This window comes from Amorphoplanes friuliensis DSM 7358 (assembly GCF_000494755.1).
In the GTDB taxonomy this organism is placed as follows: domain Bacteria; phylum Actinomycetota; class Actinomycetes; order Mycobacteriales; family Micromonosporaceae; genus Actinoplanes; species Actinoplanes friuliensis.
The window spans coordinates 4,334,211-4,359,272 of the sequence record NC_022657.1 but is presented as its reverse complement, the minus strand read 5'-3'; the positions used below and the strand labels follow the sequence as shown (position 1 = coordinate 4,359,272).

The 25,062-nt window shown below is 71.5% G+C and carries 24 protein-coding genes; 11 read left to right on the top strand and 13 right to left on the bottom strand.

The features are described from left to right. Window position 1: 1 nt before the first annotated feature. Window positions 2-2,164: a transglycosylase domain-containing protein gene (locus AFR_RS20115; protein WP_084298086.1), complete on the bottom strand. Its 2,163-nt coding sequence runs from the start codon at window positions 2,162-2,164 to the stop codon at window positions 2-4. 19 nt (window positions 2,165-2,183) lie between these two features. After that, window positions 2,184-3,167, bottom strand: coding sequence for an alpha/beta hydrolase family protein (locus AFR_RS20110; protein ID WP_041842449.1), 984 nt, complete (start codon window positions 3,165-3,167; stop codon window positions 2,184-2,186). A gap of 127 nt (window positions 3,168-3,294) precedes the next feature. Here AFR_RS20110 and AFR_RS20105 point away from each other — a divergent pair, with 127 nt between their 5' ends. Continuing rightward, window positions 3,295-3,780, top strand: coding sequence for a hypothetical protein (locus AFR_RS20105; protein ID WP_023362631.1), 486 nt, complete (start codon window positions 3,295-3,297; stop codon window positions 3,778-3,780). Window positions 3,781-3,790: 10 nt separating this feature from the next. After that, complete coding sequence (locus AFR_RS20100; RefSeq protein ID WP_041841003.1) at window positions 3,791-4,576, top strand: LLM class F420-dependent oxidoreductase; 786 nt, start codon at window positions 3,791-3,793, stop codon at window positions 4,574-4,576. Between the two features lie 21 nt (window positions 4,577-4,597). Here AFR_RS20100 and AFR_RS20095 read toward each other — a convergent pair whose 3' ends face one another. Continuing rightward, the gene (locus AFR_RS20095; protein WP_023362629.1) at window positions 4,598-5,257 is read right to left on the bottom strand and encodes a response regulator; all 660 of its coding nucleotides are present in this window, start codon (window positions 5,255-5,257) and stop codon (window positions 4,598-4,600) included. Beyond that, window positions 5,245-6,477, bottom strand: a complete 1,233-nt coding sequence (locus tag AFR_RS20090; protein ID WP_023362628.1) for a sensor histidine kinase — start codon at window positions 6,475-6,477, stop codon at window positions 5,245-5,247. Before AFR_RS20090 ends, AFR_RS20095 begins: the two co-directional genes overlap by 13 nt. A 157-nt stretch (window positions 6,478-6,634) precedes the next feature. On the opposite strand from AFR_RS20090, the gene AFR_RS20085 reads away from it, so the two are divergent. Genes AFR_RS20085 through AFR_RS20075 form a run of 3 tightly spaced genes read left to right on the top strand, consistent with a single transcriptional unit; the run spans window position 6,635 to window position 10,046 of the window. After that, the gene (locus AFR_RS20085) at window positions 6,635-6,820 is read left to right on the top strand and encodes a hypothetical protein (RefSeq protein ID WP_023362627.1); all 186 of its coding nucleotides are present in this window, start codon (window positions 6,635-6,637) and stop codon (window positions 6,818-6,820) included. After that, a complete protein-coding gene (locus AFR_RS20080; protein WP_023362626.1) occupies window positions 6,817-7,530 on the top strand; it encodes an ABC transporter ATP-binding protein in 714 nt (237 codons plus the stop codon). The genes AFR_RS20085 and AFR_RS20080 overlap by 4 nt, the downstream gene beginning before the upstream one ends. Further along, window positions 7,530-10,046, top strand: coding sequence for an FtsX-like permease family protein (locus AFR_RS20075; protein WP_023362625.1), 2,517 nt, complete (start codon window positions 7,530-7,532; stop codon window positions 10,044-10,046). The genes AFR_RS20080 and AFR_RS20075 overlap by 1 nt, the downstream gene beginning before the upstream one ends. Before the next feature lie 36 nt (window positions 10,047-10,082). Here the strand turns inward: AFR_RS20075 and AFR_RS20070 are convergent, their stop codons facing one another. Together AFR_RS20070 and AFR_RS20065 are read right to left on the bottom strand one after the other, a co-directional pair. Next, window positions 10,083-11,579 carry a GntP family permease gene (locus AFR_RS20070; RefSeq protein WP_052359420.1) on the bottom strand — a complete coding sequence of 499 codons (1,497 nt, stop codon included), beginning with the start codon at window positions 11,577-11,579 and terminating at the stop codon, window positions 10,083-10,085. 117 nt (window positions 11,580-11,696) lie between these two features. Further along, window positions 11,697-12,380 carry an SDR family oxidoreductase gene (locus AFR_RS20065; RefSeq protein ID WP_023362623.1) on the bottom strand — a complete coding sequence of 228 codons (684 nt, stop codon included), beginning with the start codon at window positions 12,378-12,380 and terminating at the stop codon, window positions 11,697-11,699. 81 nt (window positions 12,381-12,461) lie between these two features. Here AFR_RS20065 and AFR_RS20060 point away from each other — a divergent pair, with 81 nt between their 5' ends. Then, window positions 12,462-13,040, top strand: a complete 579-nt coding sequence (locus AFR_RS20060; RefSeq protein ID WP_023362622.1) for a TetR/AcrR family transcriptional regulator — start codon at window positions 12,462-12,464, stop codon at window positions 13,038-13,040. Here AFR_RS20060 and AFR_RS20055 read toward each other — a convergent pair. Then, complete coding sequence (locus tag AFR_RS20055) at window positions 13,037-13,636, bottom strand: acyl-CoA-like ligand-binding transcription factor (RefSeq protein WP_023362621.1); 600 nt, start codon at window positions 13,634-13,636, stop codon at window positions 13,037-13,039. The genes AFR_RS20060 and AFR_RS20055 overlap by 4 nt on opposite strands. Then, window positions 13,633-15,177, bottom strand: a complete 1,545-nt coding sequence (locus tag AFR_RS20050; RefSeq protein WP_023362620.1) for a DHA2 family efflux MFS transporter permease subunit — start codon at window positions 15,175-15,177, stop codon at window positions 13,633-13,635. The genes AFR_RS20055 and AFR_RS20050 overlap by 4 nt, the downstream gene beginning before the upstream one ends. A 52-nt stretch (window positions 15,178-15,229) precedes the next feature. Here AFR_RS20050 and AFR_RS20045 point away from each other — a divergent pair, with 52 nt between their 5' ends. The 3 genes from AFR_RS20045 to AFR_RS44560 all read left to right on the top strand — a co-directional run bounded on the left by AFR_RS20045 (window position 15,230) and on the right by AFR_RS44560 (window position 17,488). After that, complete coding sequence (locus AFR_RS20045) at window positions 15,230-16,102, top strand: amidohydrolase family protein (protein WP_023362619.1); 873 nt, start codon at window positions 15,230-15,232, stop codon at window positions 16,100-16,102. A gap of 80 nt (window positions 16,103-16,182) precedes the next feature. Next, on the top strand, window positions 16,183-16,338 hold the full coding sequence (locus tag AFR_RS47140; protein WP_023362618.1) for a hypothetical protein: 156 nt from the start codon (window positions 16,183-16,185) through the stop codon (window positions 16,336-16,338). A gap of 10 nt (window positions 16,339-16,348) precedes the next feature. Continuing rightward, on the top strand, window positions 16,349-17,488 hold the full coding sequence (locus AFR_RS44560; protein ID WP_023362617.1) for a PfkB family carbohydrate kinase: 1,140 nt from the start codon (window positions 16,349-16,351) through the stop codon (window positions 17,486-17,488). 250 nt (window positions 17,489-17,738) lie between these two features. Here AFR_RS44560 and AFR_RS20030 read toward each other — a convergent pair whose 3' ends face one another. The 4 genes from AFR_RS20030 to AFR_RS20015 are packed head-to-tail and all read right to left on the bottom strand — an operon-like array spanning window position 17,739 to window position 22,521. Continuing rightward, window positions 17,739-18,824 carry a hypothetical protein gene (locus tag AFR_RS20030; RefSeq protein WP_148308013.1) on the bottom strand — a complete coding sequence of 362 codons (1,086 nt, stop codon included), beginning with the start codon at window positions 18,822-18,824 and terminating at the stop codon, window positions 17,739-17,741. Window positions 18,825-18,869: 45 nt separating this feature from the next. Further along, entirely contained in the window at window positions 18,870-19,931 is a 1,062-nt protein-coding gene (locus AFR_RS47305) for a hypothetical protein (protein WP_023362615.1), read from the bottom strand. A gap of 46 nt (window positions 19,932-19,977) precedes the next feature. Then, on the bottom strand, window positions 19,978-21,060 hold the full coding sequence (locus AFR_RS47300) for a hypothetical protein (RefSeq protein ID WP_023362614.1): 1,083 nt from the start codon (window positions 21,058-21,060) through the stop codon (window positions 19,978-19,980). Window positions 21,061-21,102: 42 nt separating this feature from the next. Beyond that, on the bottom strand, window positions 21,103-22,521 hold the full coding sequence (locus AFR_RS20015; RefSeq protein WP_041841000.1) for an MFS transporter: 1,419 nt from the start codon (window positions 22,519-22,521) through the stop codon (window positions 21,103-21,105). A gap of 101 nt (window positions 22,522-22,622) precedes the next feature. Here AFR_RS20015 and AFR_RS20010 point away from each other — a divergent pair, with 101 nt between their 5' ends. Both AFR_RS20010 and AFR_RS20005 read left to right on the top strand, forming a co-directional pair. After that, window positions 22,623-22,997, top strand: a complete 375-nt coding sequence (locus AFR_RS20010; RefSeq protein WP_041842444.1) for a MarR family winged helix-turn-helix transcriptional regulator — start codon at window positions 22,623-22,625, stop codon at window positions 22,995-22,997. 129 nt (window positions 22,998-23,126) lie between these two features. Beyond that, window positions 23,127-23,990 carry a poly(ethylene terephthalate) hydrolase family protein gene (locus AFR_RS20005; RefSeq protein ID WP_023362611.1) on the top strand — a complete coding sequence of 288 codons (864 nt, stop codon included), beginning with the start codon at window positions 23,127-23,129 and terminating at the stop codon, window positions 23,988-23,990. A 60-nt stretch (window positions 23,991-24,050) separates the two neighbouring features. Here AFR_RS20005 and AFR_RS20000 read toward each other — a convergent pair whose 3' ends face one another. Next, complete coding sequence (locus AFR_RS20000) at window positions 24,051-25,061, bottom strand: NADP-dependent oxidoreductase (RefSeq protein WP_023362610.1); 1,011 nt, start codon at window positions 25,059-25,061, stop codon at window positions 24,051-24,053. Window position 25,062: the final 1 nt, after the last annotated feature.

Genomic DNA, 25,062 nt, shown 5'->3' with positions numbered 1-25,062 from the left:
GTCAGTCGTTGGGCTTCTTGAACTCTTCCTTCGGGCGGCCCTCCATGTAGTCCGCGACCGTGCGGTAGACCGCCGGGTTCACGATGCCGTGCGACATGCGGTCCGGGTGCCCGGCCCAGTCGGGGTTGACCAGGTAACCGGCGACCACCAGGTGCTGGGTGCCGACCACCAGGGCCGCGGTCTTGTCGGCGTCGGTGGTGCCGGTCTTGCCGAAGATCGGGTGACCGACCACGCTGCGGGCGTTGCGCTCGGTGGCGCCGGAGCAGTTGCCGAGCTGAGCCTGGTCACCGACCGGGCAGCGGGCCGCGTCGAGCGCCTTGCGGGCGACGTCCTTGCTGGTCGCCCGGGTGCACTTGGGCTGGCCGATGTCGCTCTTCTTGCCGTCCTGCGTGTAGATCTGCTGGATCGGCGTGGGCACGCAGTACATGCCGTCACCGGCGAGCGTGGCGTACGCGTTGGCGATGTCCAGCGGGGTGGACGCGGAGACGCCCAGCGTGAACGCGCCCCACTGGTGCGCGGAGGCCTCGTCGTCGGCGATCTTGGCGTCGGAACTCGCCCGGAACTTGACCCCGAACCGCTTCGCGACGTCGACGACCTTCTCCGCGCCGACCTGCTCCTGCAGCGGGACGAAGTACGTGTTGACCGAGCTGCCGAAGCCGGTCCACATGTTGAAGTTGCCGACCTCGCTCTTGGAGGCGTTGCTCGGGCAGTAGAAGTGCGTGCCGGGGCAGGCCGCGTCGGAGCTCGGGTCGATGATGTAGCCCGACTTGTACCGCGCCTGGGAGTTGATCGTGTAGTCCAGCTCCATGCCGTTCTCCAGGGCCGCGACCATGGTGAACATCTTGAACACCGAGCCGGCCTGGTACCCCGTGATGTCGCCGCCGCCCGTGATGATCGGGTTGGTGGTGTTCGGGTAGGTGCCGCGGATGCCCTTCGCGGCCTTCTGCGGGTCCGAGGAGAGCTTGTTCTTTGGGTCGGTCGCGCTGTCCAGCTTGTACTTGCGGTTCGCGGCCAGCGAGCGGACCTTGCCGGAGCCGGGCTCGACACCGGCCAGCAGCAGCGCGTTGCGGTCGGAGTCCTTGATGAGCTTGGTGATCTCCTTGCGCGCCGAGCTCTGCGCCTTCACGTCGAGCGAGGTGACGACGCGGTACCCACCGGTCTTGAGCTGGCGCTCACGGTCGTACGTGGTCTTGCCGAAGGCCTCCTGCGTCAGCCACCAGCGGTAGAAGTAGTCGCAGAAGAAGCCCCAGTTGTTCTTCGCGACCGAGACGCAGCCGTTGCCGGGCCGGTTGGTCGTCTTGCCGAGCTTGACCGTCTTGGCCTTGGTCGCCTCCTCGGGCGTGACGTACCCGAGGTCCCGCATGTTGTCGATGATGTAGTTGCGCCGGTCCAGCGCCTGCGGGTAGCCGCTCGGCGTGGTCGGGTCGAACGACGTCGGCGCCTTCACCATGCCGGCGAGCAGCGCCGCCTCGGGCACCGTGAGGTCCTTGGGCTTCTTGCCGAAGTAGACCTGGCTGCCGGCGTAGACACCGTAGGCGCCGTTGCCGAACGGCGCGATGTTCAGGTAGCGCTCGAGGATCTGCTGCTTGTTGAGCTCCTTCTCGAGCTGCAGCGCGTACTTCATCTCGGAGAGCTTGCGTTCCGGGGTGTCCTTGGTGGCGTCGACGGCCTCCTGCGGCGTCTTCGCGGAGTACGCCAGGGTCATCCGGACCAGCTGCATCGTCAGCGTCGACGCGCCCTGCTTGCCGCCGCCGTTCTTGTTGTTGACGAACGCGCGGGCGACACCCTTGAGGTCGACACCGTTGTGCTTGTAGAACTGGTGGTCCTCGGCGGAGACGATCGCGTTCTGCATGTTGACCGAGATGTCCTTGAGCGGGACGTCGCTGCGGAACTCGTCGTACATGACGGCGATCTGGGTCTTGTTGTCCGAGGCGAAGACTCGCGTGACCTGCGGGGCGGTCTGCTGCTCCAGCTCGCTCGGCAGTTCCGCGAACGTCTCCGACCCGGCCTTGGCCGCCAGCCCTGACATGGCGACGGCGGGGAACGAGGCAGCGGCGACCACGACGCCCGCCAGCAGTCCACAGATCAGCAGTGATCCGGCGCTGGCGAACTTGTTGCGGCCGCGGGGAGGCGTAGGGGAAGTCACCGTAAACAGATTAGTCATGATGATCCAGCACTGCCTCTCAGAGTCCGCTCTCCAGCGTGGCGACTTCACCCGTCGCCGCCGCCTGTGGCAGGCGCGCCTTCGCAGCCGCGTCCCCGTAGAGCGCCCAGCGGAAGAACTCCGTCGATGTACCGGTGGTGGCCTCGAAGTCGGCCGCACCGGTGACGTGTCCCCCGTCGGTGATCGTGAGCATCGCGCGTGACCAGGGAACAGCCGCAAAAACCGCGTGCCCCGCGCGGTACGCGACGGTGTTGTCCTTACGCCCGTGGACGAAGAGCATCGCCGCCGGAGGGCCGGTGAAAGCCGCGCCCTGGAAGTCGGTGCCGGCGAGCACCATGCCCGCCTTGAGACGCTCGTCACGATGTGCACTGAACAACCCGGCCGTGGTGATTCCCCCGGCCGAGTGACCGGCGGCGGCGATCCGGTCCGTGTCGATGATCGCGCGGAGCGGACCGGTCGTGGCCAGCAGCGAGTCGATGACAAAGGAGGCGTCGGCGGGCTGGTTGACGATGTCGAGCGCGTAGAAGTCGGCGGCGCCGTACGAGGTCCGGGGGTAGGTCGGGCCGGCGACGACAAACCCGGCCTGGGCCCAGCGGGCCAGCATCGCGGCGTAGTCGCCCGGCTGTGCGGTGAGGCCGTGGCTGAACAGCACGAGCGGGAAGCGCCCGCGGGCCGGCGCCGCGTCGTCGGCCGGCTCCGGGGTGGCGGGCACCGGCCCCTCCGCGGGATACCAGACGGTGGTCGGCAACGAGCGGTCCTCGCGCTGGAACTGCAGCACCTGCCGGCCCACCGCGTGCGCACGCCCGGGCGCACGGCCCGGTGGCGGCGTGTAGGGCGCCGACACGTCCTGCGGGGGCAGCGACGACGCGGTGGTCGAGGCCAGGATGGGCACGGCCGAGGAAGGGGTGGCGGTGGGGGCCGTTGCCGTCTCCGCCGAACAAGCGGCGAGCGCCCCGGTCCCGGCGGTCGCGGCAAGTCCCACGATCAGAGTCCGTCTACGCATGGTGACCATCCTGCGATACGAACCTGTGCTGACCTTGAGAAACGCCGGAGCCGAAGATCACACCTGGTGACTGGCCCGGCTTTTCTACACTTCCGCCGTCATCAATGACCCAACGGGGGAACACTTCATGCGCACCATTCGTACCGCCGGCCTGTCCATCGCTTTTGTGGCTTTTGCCGCCCTGCTCTCCGCCTGCCAGCCGGCCGAGCCCGCCAGCACCGGCAGCGGTGCTGCCCCGGCCACCTCGGCGGCGACCACCACGGCCTCGCCCACGCCGACCGTCGACGTCAAGGCCAACACCAAGGAGGTCTGCACGTCGGTCACCAAGGTCATGATCGACGGCAGCGTGAAGATCGCCGACGACTCGGTGAAGTCGATCGACGAGAGCTGGAGCCAGAGCAAGCGCAACAAGAACCTCCAGACCACCTTCGCGTCCATGGGCAAGAAGATCGCGGCCGAGGCGGACAAGGCCGTCGACCCCGAGCTGAAGAAGACGATCGAGGACACCGGGGCCAAGGTCGCCGCCGGTGCGAAGAAGTCGGACGCACTGGCCTTCCTCAAGAAGGACTTCCAGACCGCCGCCAAGAGCATCGACAAGACGTGCGGAAACTAGGCTGGAGGTCATGACTTCCAGGCCCGTACGGATCGGCTTGCAGATCCAGCCACAGCACGCCAGTTACGCCTCCATCCGCCGCGCGGCCGCGCAGGCCGAGGAGCTCGGCGTGGACATCCTGTTCAACTGGGACCACTTCTATCCGCTGTACGGCGACCCGGACGGCCTGCACTACGAGTGCTGGACCATGCTCGGGGCCTGGGCCGAGGCGACCTCCCGCGTGGAGATCGGCGCGCTGGTCACCTGTAACAGCTACCGCAATCCCGAGCTGCTCGCGGACATGGCCCGCACCGTCGACCACATCAGCGACGGGCGGCTCATCCTCGGCATCGGTGCCGGCTGGTTCGAGAAGGACTACGACGAGTACGGCTACGAGTTCGGCACGCCCGGCAGCCGGCTGGCCGACCTCGCGCAGGCACTGCCGCGGATCGAGTCGCGGTGGGCCAAGCTGAACCCGCCGCCGACGCGGAAGATCCCGGTGCTGATCGGTGGCGGCGGCGAGAAGAAGACGCTGCGGCTGGTCGCCCAGCACGCGGACGTGTGGCACAGCTTCGGCGACGCGGAGACCGTCGAGCGCAAGCTCGGCATCCTGCGGCAGCACTGCGCCGACGTGGGCCGCGACGCCGGCGAGATCGAGGTCTCGGCCGGTGTCGACGGCGCGAGCGACCCGGCCGTGGCCGGCGCCGCGATGGTGGCCAAGGGTGTCTCGCTGCTCACCCTCAACGCCGGCGGTCCCGATTACGACCTGGAACCGCTGAAGCGCTGGCTGGCCTGGCGCGACGAGCAGAACGCCTGACGGCAGACGGGACCGGGTGGCTCAGGCGGCCCGGTCCCGGCCGTCGAGGTAGCGCAGCACCGCGGCGACCCGCCGGTCGTTGCGGTCGTCCGGGGCCAGGTCCAGCTTGGAGAAGATCGCCCGGATGTGTTTGTGCACGGCACCCTCGGTGACGAAGAGCCGCTCGGCGATGGCGGTGTTGCCGAGCCCTTCGGCCATCAGCGCCAGCACCTCGCGCTCCCGGGCGCTGAGGCGGTCGAGGCGCTCGTCCGGTCGGGTCCGCGCGAAGAGCTGCGCGACCACCTCGGGGTCGACCGCCGTGCCGCCCTCGGCCACGCGGTGCAGGGCCCCGAGGAACTCCTCGACCCGGCCGACCCGCTCCTTCAGCAGATAACCCAGACCCCGGGCCCCGCCGGCCAGGAGCTCGGTCGCGAACATCTGCTCCACGTACGCGGAGAGCACCAGAACCGCCAGCCCGGGCTGCCGCCGCCGGGCCTCGACGGCCGCCACGATCCCCTCGTCCGAGTGTGTCGGTGGCATCCGCACGTCGACGATCGCGACGTCCGGACTGTGCTTGTCGACGGCTGCGAGGAACTCCTCCGGGTTCCCGGCGGTCGCCACCACGTCCAGGGACTCGGCGCGCAGCAGCAGCGCCAGGCCCTCCCGCAGCAACGCGTCGTCCTCGGCGATCACGATCCGCACGGCAGCTCCACTTCCAGGGTTGTCGGCCCGCCGGGCGGGCTGGTCAAGGTCAGGGTGCCGTCGAGCGCCTGCACCCGGCGGCGGATGCCGACGAGTCCCGAGCCGCCGTCCTCGTCGGCGCCGCCGCGGCCGTCGTCGGTGATCCGCACGTGCAACCGGGGACCCCGGCTCCGCACGTCGACCTCCACGTGGGTCGCGCCGCTGTGCTTGGCCACGTTGGTGAGCGCCTCGGCCACGACGAAGTAGGCGGTGGACTCGACCGAGGCGGCCAGCCGGGCGGGCACGTCGACCTCCACCTGGCACGGGACGGGAGATCCGGAGGCCAGCCCGCTCAGCGCACCGGCCAGACCGCGGTCGGCGAGCACCGGCGGGAGGATGCCGCGGGCCACCGCACGCAGCTCGGCGAGGGCCTGCTCGGCGGCGCCCTGAGCGCGTTCGAGGAGCACCTCGGCCTCGGCCGGGTCGCGGGTCAGCATGCGACGGGCGGCGCCGAGGAGCACGGTCGTGGCGACGAGGCGGTTCTGGGTGCCGTCGTGCAGGGACCGCTCGATGCGGCGCAGCTCGACGGCGTGGGCGTCGAGCGCGGCGGCTCGGGTCGAGGTCAGCTCGGCGATGCGCAGGGAGAGGTCCGTCTCCGGGCCGGGTGCCAGCAGCCGCCGGCCCCAGCTGCTCTGCAGGCGGGCCATGCCGGGAGCCAGGCCCACGGTCATCACGGCCCAGACGACACCGAGCAGGGTGACCGTGGCGACACCGGGCCAGTCGTGCACGGTCCAGAGGCCGATGCCCGGTGTCGCGTCACCCTCGGGGACCATCCGCCACCAGAGCGGGAAGGTGAAGTCGCGCAGGGCCCAGGCGGGCAACTGGATGCCGATCACCCCGAGGAGGAGGCCACCTGTCGCGTGCGCGGCCACCCAGAGCACCTCACGGCGGGTCGCCGGATCGGCCGCGGCCTCGCGCAGTGCCGTCGGCAGCGGGCCGGGGGCGAGCACCTCGGCACCACGCCGGGAGAGCCGGCGGCGTTCCACGTCCGCGACCGCGTGCAGGAGGCGCAGCGCCGAGGGCGCCAGCAGCAGTCCGATTCCGATCACACTGGTCAGGGCCACGAGGACGAGCCAGGCCAGCACGGCCAGAGCGAGGCAGGCGGTGCCCAGACCGCCGAGCAGCTCGACGAAGGCACGCCACGCGGTGGCCCGCGCCTCTCGCAGTCGTTTCGCCTCCATGGCAGCTGACCCTAGAGCGCGACCGCCACCCGCGGCAGGGCCCGGGGCAGAAAGTACAGCCTGCTGTACCCCGGCCGGGCAGCGCGCGGGATCGGTTCGGGGCCCGTCGATCCCTAGCGTCGGAAGGGACCGGAAACGCCCGTCAGAGGAGCCCGCCATGACCGAACAGAACACCCCTTCCCCGCGCCGGACGGCCGTCTGGGCGCTGCTGATCCTCTGCGCGGTCGGCAACGTGATCGTGTCGCTGCGCGGGGCATCACTCGTCGTGCACCTGGTGCTCGGCATCGTGACCGTGGCGTGCATCGTCGCGCTCGTCGTGCCGTACGTGCGGCGTACCCGGTGAACGCGGTCGAACTGACCCACGTCAGCAAGTCGTACGGGGAGATCCGCGCACTGCGCGACGTCTCGCTGAGCGTGCCGGAAGGCACTTTCCTGGCGGTGATGGGACCGTCGGGATCCGGCAAGAGCACCCTGATGCACTGCGCGGCCGGGCTGGACACACCGACCGGCGGCACGGTGGTCGTGGACGGTGCCGACATCGGCCGCCTCGACGAGAACAGCCGCACCGAGCTGCGGCGCGACCGCATCGGCTTCGTCTTCCAGGCCTACAACCTGGTGCCGTCGCTGAGCCTGCTCGACAACATCACCCTGCCGCTGCGGCTGGCCGGGCGGGCGCCCGACGCGGCCTGGCTGGACAAGCTGGTCGCGCGGGTCGGTCTGAGCGACCGGCTCGAGCACCGGCCCGCGGAGCTGTCCGGCGGTCAGCAGCAGCGCGCGGCGATCGCGCGGGCGCTGGTGACCCGTCCGGCCGTGGTCTTCGCCGACGAGCCGACCGGCGCGCTCGACCTGCGCAGCGCCCACGAGGTGCTGGGACTGCTGCGGGACCTGGTGGACGAGTTCCGCCAGACCGTGGTCATGGTGACGCACGACCCGGCCGCCGCAGCCCGGGCGCACCAGGCGGTCGTCATGGCCGACGGCCGGATCGTCGACGTCCTCCCCCGCCCGACCGCCGCCGACCTGGCCGCGCGGCTCGTCACGCTCGGAGCACGGTGATGGTGCGGCTCGCGATGAAGATGGCCGCCCAGCGGATCACGGCACTGCTGGCCGTGGCGTGTGCGGTGCTGGGTGGCGCCGCGCTGGTGACCGCGACCGGGGTGATCTCCGAATCGGGCCTGCGCTCGCACCTGCCCCCGGGCCGGCTGGCCGGGGCCGACGTCGTGGTGACGGCGCCACAGACCGCGCGGGTGGGCGGCGATCTGCCGCTCGCCCTGCCCGAACGCGCCCCGGTGCCGGCCGGGGTCGCCGAACGACTCGGCCGGGTGCCGGGCGTCGAGACCGTCGTGGCCGACGTCAGCTTCCCGGCGGCGCTGGTCGTGCAGGGTCACGTGCTGCCCGGTGAGGCGGGCCACGGATGGTCGTCGACGACCCTGCTGGCGGATCCGCGCATCGAGGGCTCGGCGCCGAACCGGCCCGACGAGGTCGCTGTGGACTCCGCCGCCGGCATCAGCGTCGGCGATCCGGTCGAGATCGTGGCGGCCGGACGGCCCGCGCGCTACCGCGTCTCAGCGGTGGTGAGCGGCGCGGCCGGCGGGATCTACTTCGCCGACACCACGGCCGCCGGCCTGGCCGGCCGCGGAACCGCCGCGCCGGACCGGACCGGGTCTGCCGCTCAGCCCGGGCTCTCTGCGGGGCCGGACCTGGTCGGGCTCCGGGCGGCGCCGGGTCAGGCTGACCGGGTGGCTTCCGCCGTACGCGCCGAGCTGCGTGGCACCGGCCTGACCGTGGCAACCGGAAGCACCCGGGGCGACGCGGCCGCACCGGAAGCAGGCGCCGCACGGCAACTGCTGCTCCTGATCGCGGGCTCCCTCGCCGGGATCATCCTGATCATCATCGGCTTTGTCGTCGCCGGTGCCCTCGGAGTGGCCCTGAGCGGTCAGCGCCGCGACCTCGCCCTGATGCGGGCGGTCGGGGCGACACCACGGCAGATCCGCCGCCTGGCCGCCGGGCAGGCCCTGACCGTGACGGCCGTGGCGCTCGTCCCCGGGGTGGCGCTGGGCTACCCGCTCGCCGGACAGTTCGGCCGTCTGCTGGCGCGCCTCGGCCTGCTGCCGGACGGGTTGCCGCTGAGCCTGAGCCCGCTGCCGGCGATCGCCGCCGTGCTGCTGCTCGGCCTGGTGGTCGGCGTCTCCGCGGTCAGCTCGGCCTGGCGGCTCTCGCGGATGGCACCGACCGAGGCGGTCGCCGAGTCGCGGACCGAACCGCGGGCCCTGTCCCCGGTACGCACGACGGCCGGGATGCTGCTGATGTTCGGCGGCACCGCACTGTCCGTGGTGCCGCTGCTCGTGCGTACGCCGGTGGGCGCCGCGACCACGTCGATGGCCGGGATCCTGGGTGCGGTGGGGCTGGCCCTGGCCGGCCCGGCCCTGGTGCGACGGGCCGGTGACGCCCTCGGCAAGCGGTTGCCGCGACGGGCGTCCGCGCCGACGTGGCTCGCGGTCGCCAACGTCCGCGGGTACGTGCTGCGCGTCGGCGGTGTGGTCGCGAGCCTGGCCATGGTGCTGGTGTTCGTGCTGACCTACGCCCTGACGCAGACGACGGTGCAGGCGGCGGCCGATCGCGAGACGCGGGCCGGCACGGTCGCCCAGCACACGATCGCGGCGCCCGCGCTGGGTGGGGTGCCGGTCGGGCTGGAGGACGAGGTGCGCTCGACCGCCGGCGTGGAGGCCGTGTCGTCGCTGACCACCACCACGGTGCTGTGGCCGTACCGGATGTTCGGTGAGGAGGACGTCGAGTCGCACACGGCGATGGTCCTGACACCGGCCGCCGCGGACGTGCTCGACCTCGGGGTCACCGGCGGGAGTCTGCAGGGGCTGACCGGGGCGACCATCGCCGTGGGCAGCGACGTCGCCGGGTCCCGCGACGCCGAGGTCGGGCGGACGGTCGCACTGGTCCTGGGTGACGGCGCCCGGGTCGAGGCGAAGGTGGTGGCGGTCTACGACCGGGAACTCGGCTTCGGGCCGCTGGTCGTCTCGCGTGATCTGGTCGCCGGGCACACGAGCACCGGGCTGGACGCGAGCCTGCTGGTCCGGGCGGACTCCACCGACGCGTTGACGGCGCTGGTGGCGGGCCGGCCGGGGTTGACGCTGGGCAGCGCACGACCGGAGGCGAGTGACACACCGCCCGAGGCGTGGATCAACCTGGCGCTGGTCGTGGTGCTGCTCGCGTACCTGTTGCTGAGCATCGCGAACAAGCTGGTGGCGGCGACGGCTCAGCGGCGTACCGAGATCGCGGTCCTGAGATTGAGTGGCACGACGCCGCGGCAGGTCCGCGCGATGATCCGCCGCGAGGCCGCCCTGATCGCCGCAGGCGCGCTGGTCCTGGGTCTGGCGCTGGCCGCTGTCCCCCTGGCGCTGCTGGGGATCGGATTCCTGGACCGGCCGTGGCCGGCGGGCCCGGTGTGGCTGCTGCCCGCGGCCGTGCTGACGGTGGTGGTGACGGCGTTCCTGACGATGGAACTGCCGGCCCGGCGGGCGCTGCGGGTGCCGCCGGCGGAGGCTCTGCGGGTCTGAGGGAGGGCCTGTCCTCGCGGACAGACCCTCCCCGGGTCAGACGAAGATGTCCAGGATCAGGACGCAGCCGAAACCGACGACGGAGATGATCGTCTCCATCACCGACCACGTCTTGATGGTCTGGCCGACGGTCATCCCGAAGTACTCCTTCACCAGCCAGAAGCCGGCGTCGTTGACGTGCGAGAAGAACAGCGAGCCGCAGCCGATGGCCAGGGCCAGCAGGGAGATCTCCGGCTTGTCGAGGGTTGCGGCGAGCGGGGCGACGATGCCCGCGGCGGTGATCGTCGCCACCGTCGCCGAACCCGTGGCGACCCGGATGCCGACCGCGACGAGGAAGCCGAGGAGCAGCGCCGAGATGTTGGCGTCCTTGGCCGCGTCCGCGACCACGGTGCCGACACCGGCGTCGACCAGGACCTGCTTGAAGCCGCCACCCGCGGCGACGATGAGCAGGATGCCGGCGATCGGCGGCAGCGAACCACCGATGACCGCCGAGGTCTGCGCGCGGTCGAAACCCGCCCGCTTGCCGAGTGTCCACATGGCCAGGAGCACACCGGCGAGCAGGGCGACCACCGGGTCACCGGCGACCTCGAAGGCGCTGCGCAGGCCGCTGCCCTCGTTCAGGACGAGCTCCGCGAACGCGCGCAGCAGCATGAGCACGATCGGCAGCAGGATGGTGAGCACGGCGGGAACCACACCGGGGTTGCGCCGGTGGGCCGGCAGATCGGCGTCGACCGGCTTGTCCGGTTCGGTCGTGCCGGCGTTGGCCAGGTCGTCACGGTCGACGAAGTCCTGACCACCGGCGGGACCCGAGCCGGGCCGGCCCTCGGCGGAGGCGCCGGCGGTCACCAGTCGGCCCGGCACCACGAGCGGCACCCGCTTGGCGATGAAGTTACCGAAGATCGGGCCGGCGATGATCACGGTCGGGACCGCGCAGATGAGGCCGAACGCGAGCGTGAGGCCCAGGTCGGCGTTCAGGCTGGAGACCGCGACCAGGGGTCCGGGGTGCGGCGGGACCAGACCGTGCAGAACGGACAGACCGGCCAGCGCCGGGATACCGATCTTGAGCAGCGGCACGTCGGTCTTCTGCGCGACCAGCAGCACGATCGGCACCAGCAGCACCACGCCGACCTCGAAGAACAACGGGAGGCCGATGAGCGCGGCGACACCTGCCATGGCCCACGGCAGGGCCGACCCGGAGAACTTCCGGACGATCGTGCCCACGATGGTGTCGGCGCCGCCGGACTCGGCCAGCAGGGCGCCGATCATCGACCCGAGGGCGATCAGCAACCCGACGCCGCCGACCGTGGTGCCGACTCCGGTGGTGAACGACTTGACGGTGGCGCTGGGGGCAGCGCCGGCAACGATTCCCAGCGTCGCGGCGCCGAGCACGAGGGCCAGGAAGGGATGCCACTTGGCCCAGGCGATGAGAAGGACGACAGCCACGATGCCGAGCACCGCGGCGAGGACGAGTTGGCCGGTTCCGGCGGAGGTGATCGCTTCCGCGGCCAACACAGGGGCAGAGAGCGAGGTCATGAGCGACGCCGTACCCGCTGCCAGGCGGTTCTAAGCGTACGTTCAGCTTGGGCCTCGACCAGCGGAATCCGCCGGGGGCGGCCGCCCGGAAGCGGACGGCCGCACGGCGCCCGTGGCTCAGCCCTGGAGGGCGGTCGCCAGGCCCTGCTTGACGCTGCGGCTCAGCTCGTCGGCGATGATTTCGGGCCGGCCGGCCTCGACGCCGTCGAGGGCCAGGCGGGCGACGATCGCCGGATCGATCTTCTGGTCGGCGGGGATGTTCGCCGCCATGTCGGTGTCCATGTAACCCACGTGCAGCGCGGAGACGGTGATGCCGCGCGGCGTGAGCTGGTCGCGGACCGCGTCGGTGAGCGCCCACTCCGCCGCCTTGGCCGACGTGTACGCCCCCAGGCCGCCCGGGTGCAGCCAGGACAGCACCGACAGGACGTTGAGGAACGCGCCACCACCGTTGCCCTCGATGACCGGGGCGAACGCGCGGGTCACGTGCAGCGTGCCGAAGTAGTGCGTCTCCATCTCGAGGCGGATCTTGTCGAGGTCACCGTCGATGAGGGCGGCGCCCGTGCCGCTGCCTGCGTTGTTGACCACGACGGTGACGTCGCCGGCGACCTTCACGGCCTGCGCGACGGACTCGGGATCGGTGATGTCGAGCGCCACCGGAATGACACCGGGCAGGTCGATCGTCTCGGGGCGGCGGGCGCCCGCGTAGACCTTGGCGCCGCGCTGCACGAGCTGCTCGGCGAAGTGGCGGCCGAGACCGCGGTTGGCACCGGTGACGAGGACTACGGAGTCGTTGAGGTTCATGCTTTTAGATTATGGACGACATCTATCAGCCGCAAGGGTTAGATGACGGACGTCATATAAGATGGGTCCCGGAGGTGCGAGATGGCACGGGTGTCACAGGCTCAGGCGCAGGAGAACCGCGACCGGGTGGTCGAGACCGCCGCACGGCTCTTCCGTGAACGCGGAGTGCAAGGAGTCAGCGTCGCCGACCTGATGGCCGAGGCGGGCCTGACCCACGGCGGCTTCTACAAGCAGTTCAGCTCCAAGGAGGCCCTGGTCGCCGAGGCCACCGGGCGCGCGTTCGGCGAGCTGGGCGCCCTGCTCACCGGCCTGGACGAGCAGCACCCCGATGACCACGCGGCGGCCCGCAGCGCACTGCTGGACTACTACTTCTCCGCCGAGCACCGCGACCACGCCGGCAAGGGCTGCCCGACCACCGCCCTCGGCCCCGACGTGGCCCGCGAGGCGCCCGGCAGCCCGGCCCGTGAGCCGTACGCGGAAGGGGTCGAGGGTTTTGCCCGCTGGATGGGCGACGAGAGTGAGGAGAACCTGGTCGCGATCGCCACGATGGCCGGCGCCCTGATGCTCTCGCGCGCCACGGCCGGCAGCGAGCTGTCCGACAGGATCCTGGCCGCGGCCCGCCGATCGCTGTCCTCCGGCGACGGGCGGTCCGCGGACTAACCGAGGGGGAAACCCGCCTCGATCAGGGCGAGAGCACGTTCGAAATCAGTGAAGTAGTCCGTGCCCTGCTCCGGCAGGAGGCTGTGCGGCGCGACGGCCAGCCCCGCGCCTATCACCGCACCGGCCAGGACCCGGGCGGAGAAGTCGTCCGGCGGCAGCCCGGCCCGCTCGGCCACGGCGGCGCCGAGCAGGCCGATGATCTGCGTGTACTGCTGGGTGTTGCGGGCCTGGAGCTCCGGGACGCTGCGGATCAGTCGCTGACGGCGGCGCTCCTGCTCCCACTCGTCGGGGGTGAGCTGGTCGTAGATCTCCCGGATGCTCCGCCGGATCGCCTCGATCGGGTGCACGTCCGCGGGCTGGGCGCGCAGCGCCGCGACCATCGGCGGGTCGTAGTCGTCGGCGAGGACGACGTCCTCCTTCGTCGGGAAGTACCGGAAGAAGGTGCTCTGCGAGACGTCCGCCGCCTCGGCGATCTGATCGACCGTCGTGGCGGCGTACCCCTGCTCGTCGAAGAGACGCATCGCGTGGGCGCGGATCGCCGCCCGCGTCTTGGCCTTCTTGCGTTCACGCAAACCGGTCGGCAGGGACGACGTCATACCACCGATTCTGCCGCTGCGAGCGGCCCGGCGGGCGACGGGGTGACGATGTCCGCCTCCGGCGCGGGCGAGCGGGCCGGCAGGAACAGCAGCGACAGCACGGCTCCGGCGACGGCGACGGCACCGGCGACGACCAGGGCCAGGTCCATCCCGGAGGTGAACGCCGCCTGCACCGACTGCAGCAACGCCTGGTCGCCGAGATTGCCCGCGACCGCTACACCGGCGGTGGCGCTGTCCCGCACGGCGTCCACCGCCGCCGGGGGCAGACCGGTCACGTCGACCTGATCCCGGTACGCGCCGTTGAGCACGGTGCCGAGCACGGTCACGCCGATCGCACCACCGACCTGACGCAGCGCCTGGATGAGCCCGGACCCGACACCGCTGCGCTCGGGGGTCAGCGCGCCGAGGGCCGCGTTCATGGCCGGCGGCATCGTGAACCCGAGGCCGAGGCCCGCGACGGAGATCCAGAGGGCGACGTAGGCGTACCCGGTGGCCGGTCCGGTGGCCGCACCGGCGAACAGGCCGGCGGCCATGAGCACGAGGCCGGCGGTGACGACGACCTTCGCACCCAGACGCGGCTCGAGCCGGCCGGCGACCCGCGCGCCGACGAGCAGGCCACCGATCACCGGGAGCAGCCGCAGACCGGTGCCCAGCGCGTCGTGCCCGCCGATGGACTGGAAGAACTGCGGCAGCGCGAAGAGGATGCCGAACAGCCCGAAACTGCCCACGGTGGCCAGCAGAGAACCCCAGGTGAAACCGCGCGAACGGAACAGCGCCAGCTCGACCAGCGGCGCCTGGGCGTGCCGCTGCCACCAGCCGAAGACGGCCAGCAGCACCGCACCGCCGATGGCGGTGATCAACGAGCGCGGGTCGGTCCAGCCGCGTTCGCCGGCCTCCACGATCCCGTACGTGAGCGCGACGAGCCCCGCGGTGGACAGCACGATGCCGGCGGGGTCGAAACGGCGGGCGCGGTCACCGTGCGACTCGGGCACCCAGAGCGCCACCGCGACCAGCCCGAGCAGCACCATCGGGATGTTGATCAGGAAGACCGAGCCCCACCAGAAGTGGTCCAGCAGCCAGCCACCGACCACCGGGCCGAGCGGGATGCCCAGCGCGCTCGCCGTCACCCACACCGTCAGCGCCTTGGGCCGCTCGTCCGCATCGAAGAGCACCGTCAGCACGGCCGAGGTGAGCGGCATGAGGACGGCGGCGCCGAGACCCAGAGCGGCCCGGGCGGCGATCAACTGCCCGGTGGAGACCGCGTACGCACAGGCGACCGAGGCCGCACCGAAGACGACCAGCGCGCCGAGCAGCATCCGCTTGCGCCCGAAGCGGTCGCCCAGCATGCCGGCGGGCAGCAGCGCCGCGGCCAGGACCAGCAGGTAGGAAGTGGTGATCCACTGCAGATCACCGGTGGAGGCGTGGAGGTCACCGGCGAGCGTGGGCAGCGCGACGCTGAGCACCGTGCTGTCCAGACCGATGGCGAGGGTGCACAGGGCGAGCGCGGCGAGCGCCCACCAGCGAGATTTGGAAGTAACCATGAAATGAGGGTAACCCCCAAAAGCTTGCGGCTGCCATAATGTGACGTAGGCAATGATCGGGGACGTGACGGAGTTCTGGACCGAGCTGGGCCTGCCGGGCCTCGCCGACGTGCACACCCACTTCCTGCCCGAGCGGATGCAGCGCCGCGTGTGGGCCCACTACGACCAGGCCGGGCCGCTCATCGGCCGGCCCTGGCCGATCCACTACCGCCTCCCCGAGGCCGGCCGGGTCGCCGAACTCGGCCGGCTCGGCGTGCGGATCTTCACGGCCCTCGCGTACGCCCACCGCCCCGGCATGGCCGCGGACCTCACCGCCTGGACGCTGGACTTCGCCGGGCGCACCCCGGGCTGCCTGCCCAGTGCGACGTTCTTCCCCGAGCCGTCGGCCACCGGTGAAGTCCTGTCGGCGCTGGCCCACGGCGCGCGCATCTTCAAACTGCACCTGCAGGTCGGCGGTTTCGACCCCCGCGACGACCTGCTCGACGACGCCTGGGGTGTTCTGGCCGAGTCGGGCACCCCGGTCGTCGTCCACGCCGGTTCCGGCCCCGTGGCCAACGGCTTCACCGGACCCGGCCCGATCGGCGACGTCCTGCGCCGCCACCCCCGGCTGGCCCTGATCTTCGCGCACCTCGGCGGCCCCGAGTACGAGGGCTTCCTGGACCTGTCGGAGCGTTACGAGCACGCCCGGCTGGACACGACGATGGCCTTCACCGACTTCTTCGAAGAGCTCGCGCCGTTCCCACCCGGCCTGCGGCCCCGGCTGCGCGACCTCGGCCTGGCCGGCAAGGTCCTGCTCGGCAGCGACTTCCCCAGCATCCCCCACCCGTACGCCCACCAACTCGAGGCACTGGCCCGCCTCGACCTGGGCGACGACTGGCTCCGCGCCGTCTGCTGGCACAACGCCGCACGTCTTTTCGGCGCGTAGATGCACGTCAGGCGAGCGCGCCTGTGCCACGATCACTATCGATCAAGACCGACGATCCCCCGGACGAGGTGAGGTGTGCGATGAAAAAGGCCCTCGGCTGGATCCTGCTCGCCCTGGTCATCTTCTACATCGGCACCAACCCCGGCCCCGCCGCGGACACCGCGCAGGGCCTCGGCGACGGCATCGCGGAGGTGTTCCGCAACGTCGGAACGTTCTTCTCCGAACTGGCCAACTGACCGGCCGCTGATGCACGTCGTCTGCGTCGGCCTGGCCACCGTGGACCTGGTCCAACGCGTCGACCGCATGCCGGGCCCGGACGAGAAGGCCGAAGCGCTGTCCGCCTCGGTCGCCGCAGGAGGCCCGGCCACCAACGCCGCGGTCACCGCTGCCGCCCTGGGCGCGACGGTCACGCTTGTCACCGCCGTGGGAAGCCACCCGCTGGCCGCTCTGATCCGCGCCGACCTGGCCGAGTGCGGGGTGACGCTGCTCGACGCGACCCCGGAGGCCACCACTCCCCCGCCTGTCTCGGCCGTCACGGTCCTGGCGGCGACCGGGCAGCGCACGATCGTCAGCCGCAACGCCCGCGGTAGCGAGGTTGCCGCCCCGGCCGGACTCGCCTCGGTGCTGGCGTCGGCGGACGTGGTGCTGGTGGACGGTCATCACCCGGCGCTGGCCCGCGCCGCCGCAGCGTCCGGCCGCCTTCTGGTCCTCGATGCGGGAAGCTGGCGGCCGATCTTCGCGGAGCTGCTGCCGCTCGCGGACGTGGTCGCCGCGTCGGCCGCCTTCCGGCTGCCCACCCCGGGCCTGTCCACGGCGGGCTTGCCCACGCCGGGGCCGACCGATGCGACGCACCCGGCCGCGGACTTCGCGACACCCGACGCCAATCCGCCAGCCGCGGCCTATGCAGCGCCCGACGCCGATCCGCCGGCCGCGGACCTCGCAGCACCCAACGCCAATCCGCCCGGCGCGGACCTCGCAGCACCCAACGCCAATCCGCCGGCCGCGGGCTCCGCGGCGCTCGGCGTTGGTCCGCCGACCGCGGACCTTGCGCAGCCTGGGCCGACCGATGTGGTCCCGCCGCCCGGGGACCACGAGGGGATTTCGGCTCGGGAGGCCTTGCGGGTTGCCGGGGTGCGGCGAGGGGCGATCACCCGGGGGCCGGATCCGATCATCTGGTGGTCCGGCGACGAGAACGGCGAACTGGCGGTGCCCGCCGTGCCCGCGGTCGACACCGCCGGCGCCGGGGACGTGTTCCACGGCGCGCTGGCGGTGGCGCTGGGTCGCGGTCTGACGCTGGTGCCCGCGTTGCGCTTCGCGACGGAGATCGCCGGGATCCGGGTGCGGCACGCCGGCCCGCGGTCCTGGCTCGCAGCATTGCGTGGCTGAATCCGGGGGACGCGATGGTTCGCCCGAGCGGCGAACTCCTGACCGCGGTCCGCTCGCCTGCTGTCCGCAAAGGACACCGGGACGACCCAGCGACCCCACGGACCGGCGACCCCGCGGACCGGCGACCCCGCGACCCGGCGACCCCGCGACCCGCGACCCCGCGACCCGGCGACCCGGCGACCCGGCGACCCGGCGGATTGTCGGACTTGCCGACCGGCCGACCGGCCGACCAACGGCGAACGCGGTCTGGTCAGTGGGTGGCCCGGCTCCGGCGGCGGCTCAGGAGCAGGGCGCCGGCACCGGCGGTGATCAGCAGCAGCCCGGCCGTGGCGAGTGCAGCAATCGGCGCACCGGTGATGGGCAGGCCACCACTTGCCTGCTCGTCATCACCGCCGCTCTCACCGCCGTTGCCGGTGCCGGTGCCCGTCGGGGACGGCGAAGGGCTCGGGGAGGACGGGGTCGGTGACGGCGAGGGCGCCTTGGTGAAGGTGACCGTGCCGGTGGCCCTGATGGGGTACTCGAGATATTCGAGGGAGAAGGACATCGTGTCGCGAAGCTCGCGGTAGTCGTCCGGCCTGACACTCGACTTGAGTTCGAAGATCAGATCGAGATCCGTTCCGGACTCCAGGCGGCGTGGCACCTGGCACGTCAGCGAGCCGTCGGCCCAGCAGTCGGCGGGAATGTTCGTGATGCCGCCGCCGCCGATGAACCACGCGCCGAAGGAACCCAACATCACGAACTCGTCGACCGGTGTGGCCTCGCCGTAGTGCAGGCGCACCTTGATGCGCACCGGCTGACCGGGCACGACGGGCTCCGCGGGGCCGGTGACCTTCAGGAAGGTCGCGGCGGGTCCGGCAACGCGTGTGGTCAGCGTCGCCGTGTTGTCCGCCGGGTTGGTCTCCTCGCTGTCGGAGGACACCACCACCGTGGTGGTCAGCTCGGTGCCGATCGGAACGGACTCCGCGACACGACCTGGGGCCTGCCACCACACGCCGCCCTGAGTGACCTCCGTGGGCTCGGGGATGCAGACGACGGTCCGGCCGCCGATCTCACCCTCGCACGGACCTGCTCCGTCACTCGCAGCTCCGCCATCGCCTTGGTACGACACACCTTCCGGGAGCGTCACGGTCATCTTGACGCCGGTGGGTGTCTGCGAGCCCGCAAGAACCGTGCCGATCCTGACGTACAGCAGCTCGCCGGGGACGGCCTCCGCCGCGCCGTCGATGGTGGCGCGCAGGTCGACGGTCGCCGGCGGAGCCGCGACAGCGGGCGTCGCCGTCAGGAGTGCGGCGCCCACCGCGAGGACTGCAAGGCCGGAACGCCGCCACATCATCATGCGCGGCAGTATGGCACCGGGCTGCCGGTCGTGGGGCCCGGTCGTTCAGCTTGTGGACGACCGGCTCCGGCGGCGGCTCAGGAGCAGGGCGCCGGCACCGGCGGTGACCAGCAGCAGCCCGGCCGTGGCGAGCGAGGCGATCGGCGCACCGGTGATGGGAAGGCCACCACCCGCCTGCTCGTCGTCACCGCCGTTCCCACTGCCGCTGCCATTGCCGTCGTTCGTCGGGGACGGCGACGGGGTCGGGGACGGCGAGGGCACTCCGGTGAAGGTGATCTTGGCGCTGGCCGAGATGGTCCGGCCGAAATCCTCGAGACGGAAGAACAGTGTCTGGTCGAGCTCGCGGTAGAAGTCCGGGTCGACGCTGGTCTTCAGTTCGAAGACGAGGTCGAGATCCGTGCCCGGCTCTAGGCGGCGCGGGACGTCGCACATCAGCGAGCCGGGGTCGGCCCAGCAGTCGGCAGACATGTTCACGAGCTCACCCCCGCTGTACCACGCGTCGAAGGACCCGGCGATCAGGAACTTCTCGACCGGCGCATCCTCGCCGTAGTGCAGCCGCACCGTGGCCCGGAACGGTTTGCCGGGCACGACGGGCTCTGCCGGCGCGATCACCTTGAGGAAGGTCGCGGCGGGCGCGACGACGCGCGTGGTCAGCGTGGCTGTGTTGTCCGCCGGGTTGGTCTCCTCGCTGTCGGAGGACACCACGACCGTGGTGGTCAGCACGGTGCCGGTCGGCACGGACTCGGCGACACGACCGGCGACCTGCCACTGCCGTCCGCCCTGGGTCGGCTCCTCGGGGTCGGGGATGCAGACGACGGTCCGGCCGCCGATCGCGCCCTCGCAGGGGCCCACACCGTCACCGTTTCCCTCGTACGTCGTGCCTTCCGGGAGCGTCACGGTCATCTTGACGTTGGTGGGGGTCGGCGGGCCCGGGACGATCGTGCCGACCTGGAAGCCCAGCAACTCACCGGCCACCACCGTCGCGGGGCCCTCGATGGCCGAGCGCATGTCGACGGTCGCCGGCGGTGCCGCCGCCGCGGGTGTCGCTGTCAGGAGTGCGGTGCCCACCGCGAGGACCGCAAAGCCGTACCGCCGCCACACCGTCATGCGCGGGAGTATGGCACCCGGCCCCACCGTCGTGGGGGCAGGTCGTTCAGCTTGTGGACGACCGGCGACGGCGGCGGCCCAGAAGGACCGCTCCGGCGCCCGCGGCCACGAGCAGCACACCGGTGGCGGCCAGGGAACCGGTCGCGGTGCCGGTGATCGGCAGCCCGCCGCCGGCCTGTCCGTCCCCGTTCCCGGTCCCGCCTCCGGTTCCGGTGCCGGTCGGCGTGGGCGACGGCGTACCCGGTGTCGCGGTCGCGAAGGTCAGCTCGATGCTCGTCTGCACCGGGTCGCCGAAGGCGAAGGTCTGGAATCGCAGTTGCTCGGTCGGGGCGTGGTAGCCCGCCGGGTCGCCGGTGGAGCCGAACTCCCACACCAGGTCGAAGTCGGTGTTCGGCTCGACCCGCCGATCGATCTCGCACATCACCGAACCGGGGTCGCCGGAGCACTGGGCGGGCACTCCCACGAGTTCGGCGCCGAGGAACCAGTCGCCGCCGAAGTGGGCGAACATCGCGAAGTCGTCGATCGGCGGGCCGTCGGCGTAGTGCACCTGCACGGTGACCCGGAACTTGCTGCCCGGAACGATGGGCCCCTTGGGGCCGGTTGCCCGGATGGAGGTTGCTGCCGGCCCGGTGACGCGGGTGGTGACGGTGTCCCGGTTGTCGGCGGGGTTCGTCTCGTCGCCGTCGGCGGTCACCTCGAGCGCGGTGGTCAGTTCGGTCCCGGCCGCCAGTGACGAGGACGCGCGGGCGTAGACCTCCCACTGCCGCGCCCCCGGCAACCCTGACGGCTCGCCCGGGTCGGGAATGCAGGTGACGACACGACGGGCCGCGTCGGCGGTGCACGGACCGGAGCCGCCGCCCATCTGCGCGTACGAGAAACCGTCGGGGAGGGTGAGGATCAGCTTGACGTTCGTCGGCGCGGGCGGGCCGGGGATGACGGAGTCGATCGTGAACAGGGCGAGCTCGCCCCGGACGACGGTGGCCGGGCCGGTGAGCCGGGCGTTCATGTCGATCGGACCGGGCGCTGCCGCCGCGGGAGTCGCGGTGAGGCCGACGGCCGCGGGGGCCGCCAGAGCGGCGCCCGCGGCGAGCAGTGCGAAGGTCCGGCCGGTACGCCACCGTAACGTCATGCGCGGCAGTATGGCACCGCCGCAGCGACGGCGGGTACCCGGCTACACAGCCGGTGTGCGCCGCCGGGCCAGCAGTGGGACCAGGTTGAGCAGCAGGCCGATCAGAGCCACACCGGTGACCAGGTTGACGCCGGGGTGGAACTGGCTGAAGTCGGTCGCGGGTGCTGTCGTGTCCCCGGCGATCAGTGCGGTCAGCACGGCCAGGACCAGCGCCGCGCCGACCTGGCCGGACGTCTGCACCAGCCCTGAGGCCAGGCCCTGTTCCGAGTCCGCGATGCCCTGGGTCGCCTGCGCCGTGATCGAGCTGAAGCCGAAGGCAAAACCCCCGCCGAGCAACAGCATCGTGGGCAGGATCGTCACCACGTAGTGCGGGGTGTTGCCCGCCGTGAGCAGGAACCACGCGTACCCGAGCAGCAGTGACGTCATCGAGCTGATGAGCAGGCGCGGGGTCCCGTACCGGTCGATGAGCCGGCCGACGAACGGTGAGCCGAACGCGACCAGGAGGCCGGCGGGCAGCAGCGCGAGAGCCATGCGCAGCGGCGTCCAGCCCAGCACGTTCTGCAGGTACAGGGTCATCATGAACTGGAAGCTCAGGTAGGACCCGAAGAGCGCGATCATGCTCAGGTTGGCCCGGACGACCGTCCCCGTGCGCAGGATGCCGAGGCGGATGAGCGGGTGCCGGACGCGCTTCTCGGTGATGAAGAAGCCGGCCAGCAGCGCGACGGCGACGACCGCCGAGGCGAGCGTGACCGGGTCGAGCCAGCCGCGATCGGGTGCGGACACCACTGTGTAGACCGCGAGCAGCATCCCGGTGGTCAGCGTGGCGGCACCGATGAGGTCGTGGCCGCCGCCGGCCGCGGGGCGATCGCGCGGGATCAGGACGATGCCGGCAGCCAGGGCGCCCAGCGCGAGCGGCACGGGAATGAGGAACGTCCAGCGCCACCCGAAGCTGGTGAGCAGGCCGCCCAGGATCAGGCCCGAGGAGTAGCCGCTGGCGCCGAAGACGGAGAAGACCGACAGTGCGCGGTTGCGGGCCGGTCCCTCGTGGAAGGTGGTGGTCAGGATCGACAGTGCGGTCGGCGCGGTGAACGCGGCGGCCAGGCCCTTGATGAAGCGGGTCGCGATCAGCAGCGTGCCGTCGTCGACGAGCCCGCCGACGAGCGAGGCGACCGCGAAGACGCCGAGGGCGATCAGGAAGACGTGCCGGCGTCCGAGCAGGTCCGCGGTACGCCCGCCGAGCAGGAGCAGCGCCCCGTACCCGAGCACGTAGCCGTTCACGATCCACTGCAGCGAGGTGGTCGACAGGCCGAGCTCGTCGCCGATCGAGGGCAGGGCGACGCCGACCATCGAGACGTCGAGCCCGTCGAGGAACAGCACGGCGCACAGCACGGCCAGGACGCCCCACAGCCGTGGTGTCCAGGCCTGGGTCTGCGGGCTGGGTGCCGCTTCGGTAATAGTCACGCCGTGGAAGGTATATGCGTGTGCATTGAATGTCTACGCATAAGATGCCGCCGCAAATAATTTGTGTGCATGGACCTCCGCGGGGAGCTAGGATGCGGCTCATGACCTCCGAGCCCGCCCTCGTGAACCGCTGGCGTGCGCTCCTGGGCAGCTACAACGAGGTCGCCGGCCACCTGGAGCGGGCGCTGCAGGACGGCCACGGGCTGACGATGGGCGAGTTCGAGACACTCGACCGGCTCGTGACCAGGTCCTGTGAGAAGCAACGCATGCAGGAGCTGGCGTCGGACATGTACCTGAGCCAGAGCGCCCTGTCGCGTACCGTCGCCCGCCTGGAGAAGGGCGGCCTGGTCACCCGCAGCCTCTGCGAGGACGACCGGCGCGGTGTTTTTGTGACGGTGACCGAGGACGGTCAGCGGCGCCACGCGGAGGCCCGGGCCACGCAGCTCGGCGTGCTCTCGGAGCACCTGCCCGCCTGACCCGTCATATCGGCGAAACATGATGACAGCGGGATTACCGCCGGGTAGCAACCGAACCGAGTATTGACGTGTCTCGATAACCCGAGGCGTCGTACTCGTGATCCTCCCCCACCCTAGGGAGCTCCCGGAATGCGTAACCCCGTCCTGCGCCTGCTCGGCGCCGTCACTCTCGCGGCGGCGCTGGTCGCCGCACCCACCAGCCCGGCCCTCGCCGCCAACCCGTACGAGCGCGGTCCCGCGCCCAGCGTCAGCAGCATCGAGGCCAGCCGCGGCCCGTTCGCGATCGCCCAGGTCAGCGTGGCCCGGTCGAGCGTCTCCGGCTTCGGCGGTGGCACGATCTACTACCCCACCAGTACGGCGTCCGGCACGTTCGGCGCGATCGCGGTCTCCCCCGGCTACACGGCCTCGCAGTCGAGTGTCGCCTGGTACGGGCCCCGCCTGGCGTCCCAGGGGTTCGTCGTCATGACGATCGACACCCTCAGCGTGTACGACCAGCCGGACAGCCGTGGCACCCAGTTGCTGGCGGCGCTGGACTACCTGACGGGCAGCAGCTCGGTGCGTACGCGCATCGACGCGACCCGGCTCGGCGTGATGGGCCACTCGATGGGTGGCGGCGGCAGCCTGGCCGCTTCCCGTACCCGTCCCCGGCTGCAGGCGGCAATCCCGCTGACGCCGTACCACAGCACCAAGAGCTGGTCCTCGGTCACCGTCCCGACGCTGGTCATCGGGGCCGAGAACGACACGGTCGCCTCGGTGACCTCACACGCCGAACCGTTCTACACCAGCTTGCCGGGCACTCTGGACAAGGCGTACCTGGAGTTGAACAACGCGTCGCACTCGGCGCCGACCTCGACGAACGTGACCGTCGCGAAGTACAGCATCTCGTGGCTCAAGCGGTTCATCGACAACGACACACGGTACGACCAGTTCCTCTGCCCCCGGCCGAGCGGATCGGCCATCCAGGAGTACCGGGACACCTGCCCGCACTCCTGACCCGCACTCCTGAGTACACGACACGGCCCGGCCTCGTCGTGAGGCCGGGCCGCCGTGCGCTCAGGAGGCGATGCGGACCAGGTTCTTGCCGAGGCCGTCGCCGCGCAGCATGGCCAGGAACGCCTCCGGGGCCTGGTCGAGCCCGTCGAAGACCGTTTCGTGGTACCGGATGGTGCCGTTCGCGACGAGCGGCGCCACGTCCGCGATGAACTCGTCCCGCAGATCGCGGTGGTCGCGGACCAGCATGCCGCGCATCGTCAGCCGCTTGCCGATCAGCTGCGCCAGATTACGCGGCGCCGGCGTCGGCTCGGTGGCGTTGTAGACACTGATCATCCCGCAGATCGTGATGCGGCCGTGGACGTTCATGGCCGAGATCGCCGCCTCGAGGTGGTCACCGCCGACGTTGTCGAAGTAGACGTCGACACCGTCGGGGGCGGCCTGCTTCAACTGCTCGCGTACCGGGGCGTCGTGGTAGTCGAAAGCCGCGTCGAAGCCGAGCTCACCGGTGAGGAAGGCGACCTTCTCCGCCGAGCCGGCACTGCCGATCACCCGGGCGGCGCCCTTGAGCTTCGCCAGCTGCCCGACGACCTGCCCGACAGCTCCGGCGGCACTGGAGACGAAGACGACATCACCCGGCTTGAACTCGGCGGTCCGCAGCAGTCCGGCGTACGCGGTCATGCCCGTCATGCCCAGAACCCCGAGGTAAGCACCGAGCGGGGCCACCGAGGGGTCGACCTTCGAGGCGCCGCGCGCGTCGACGAGGGCGTGCGACCGCCAGCCGAGACCGTGCAGCACCAGGTCACCCGGCTTGAAGCCCTCGGCCGCCGACTCGATCACCTCACCGACCGCCCCACCGTCGAGCGCCTGCCCGACCTCGAACGGCGGCACGTACGACTTGCGGTCGTCCATGCGCCCCCGCATGTACGGGTCGACGCTCATCATCAGGTTGCGCACCAGCACCTGACCGTCCGCGGGACCACCCAGCTCGGTCTCGGCGATCGCGAACGTGTCGGCGGTGGGCCAGCCGTGCGGCCGGGCCGCCAGGCGCACCTCGGTGGAGCGAACAGACATG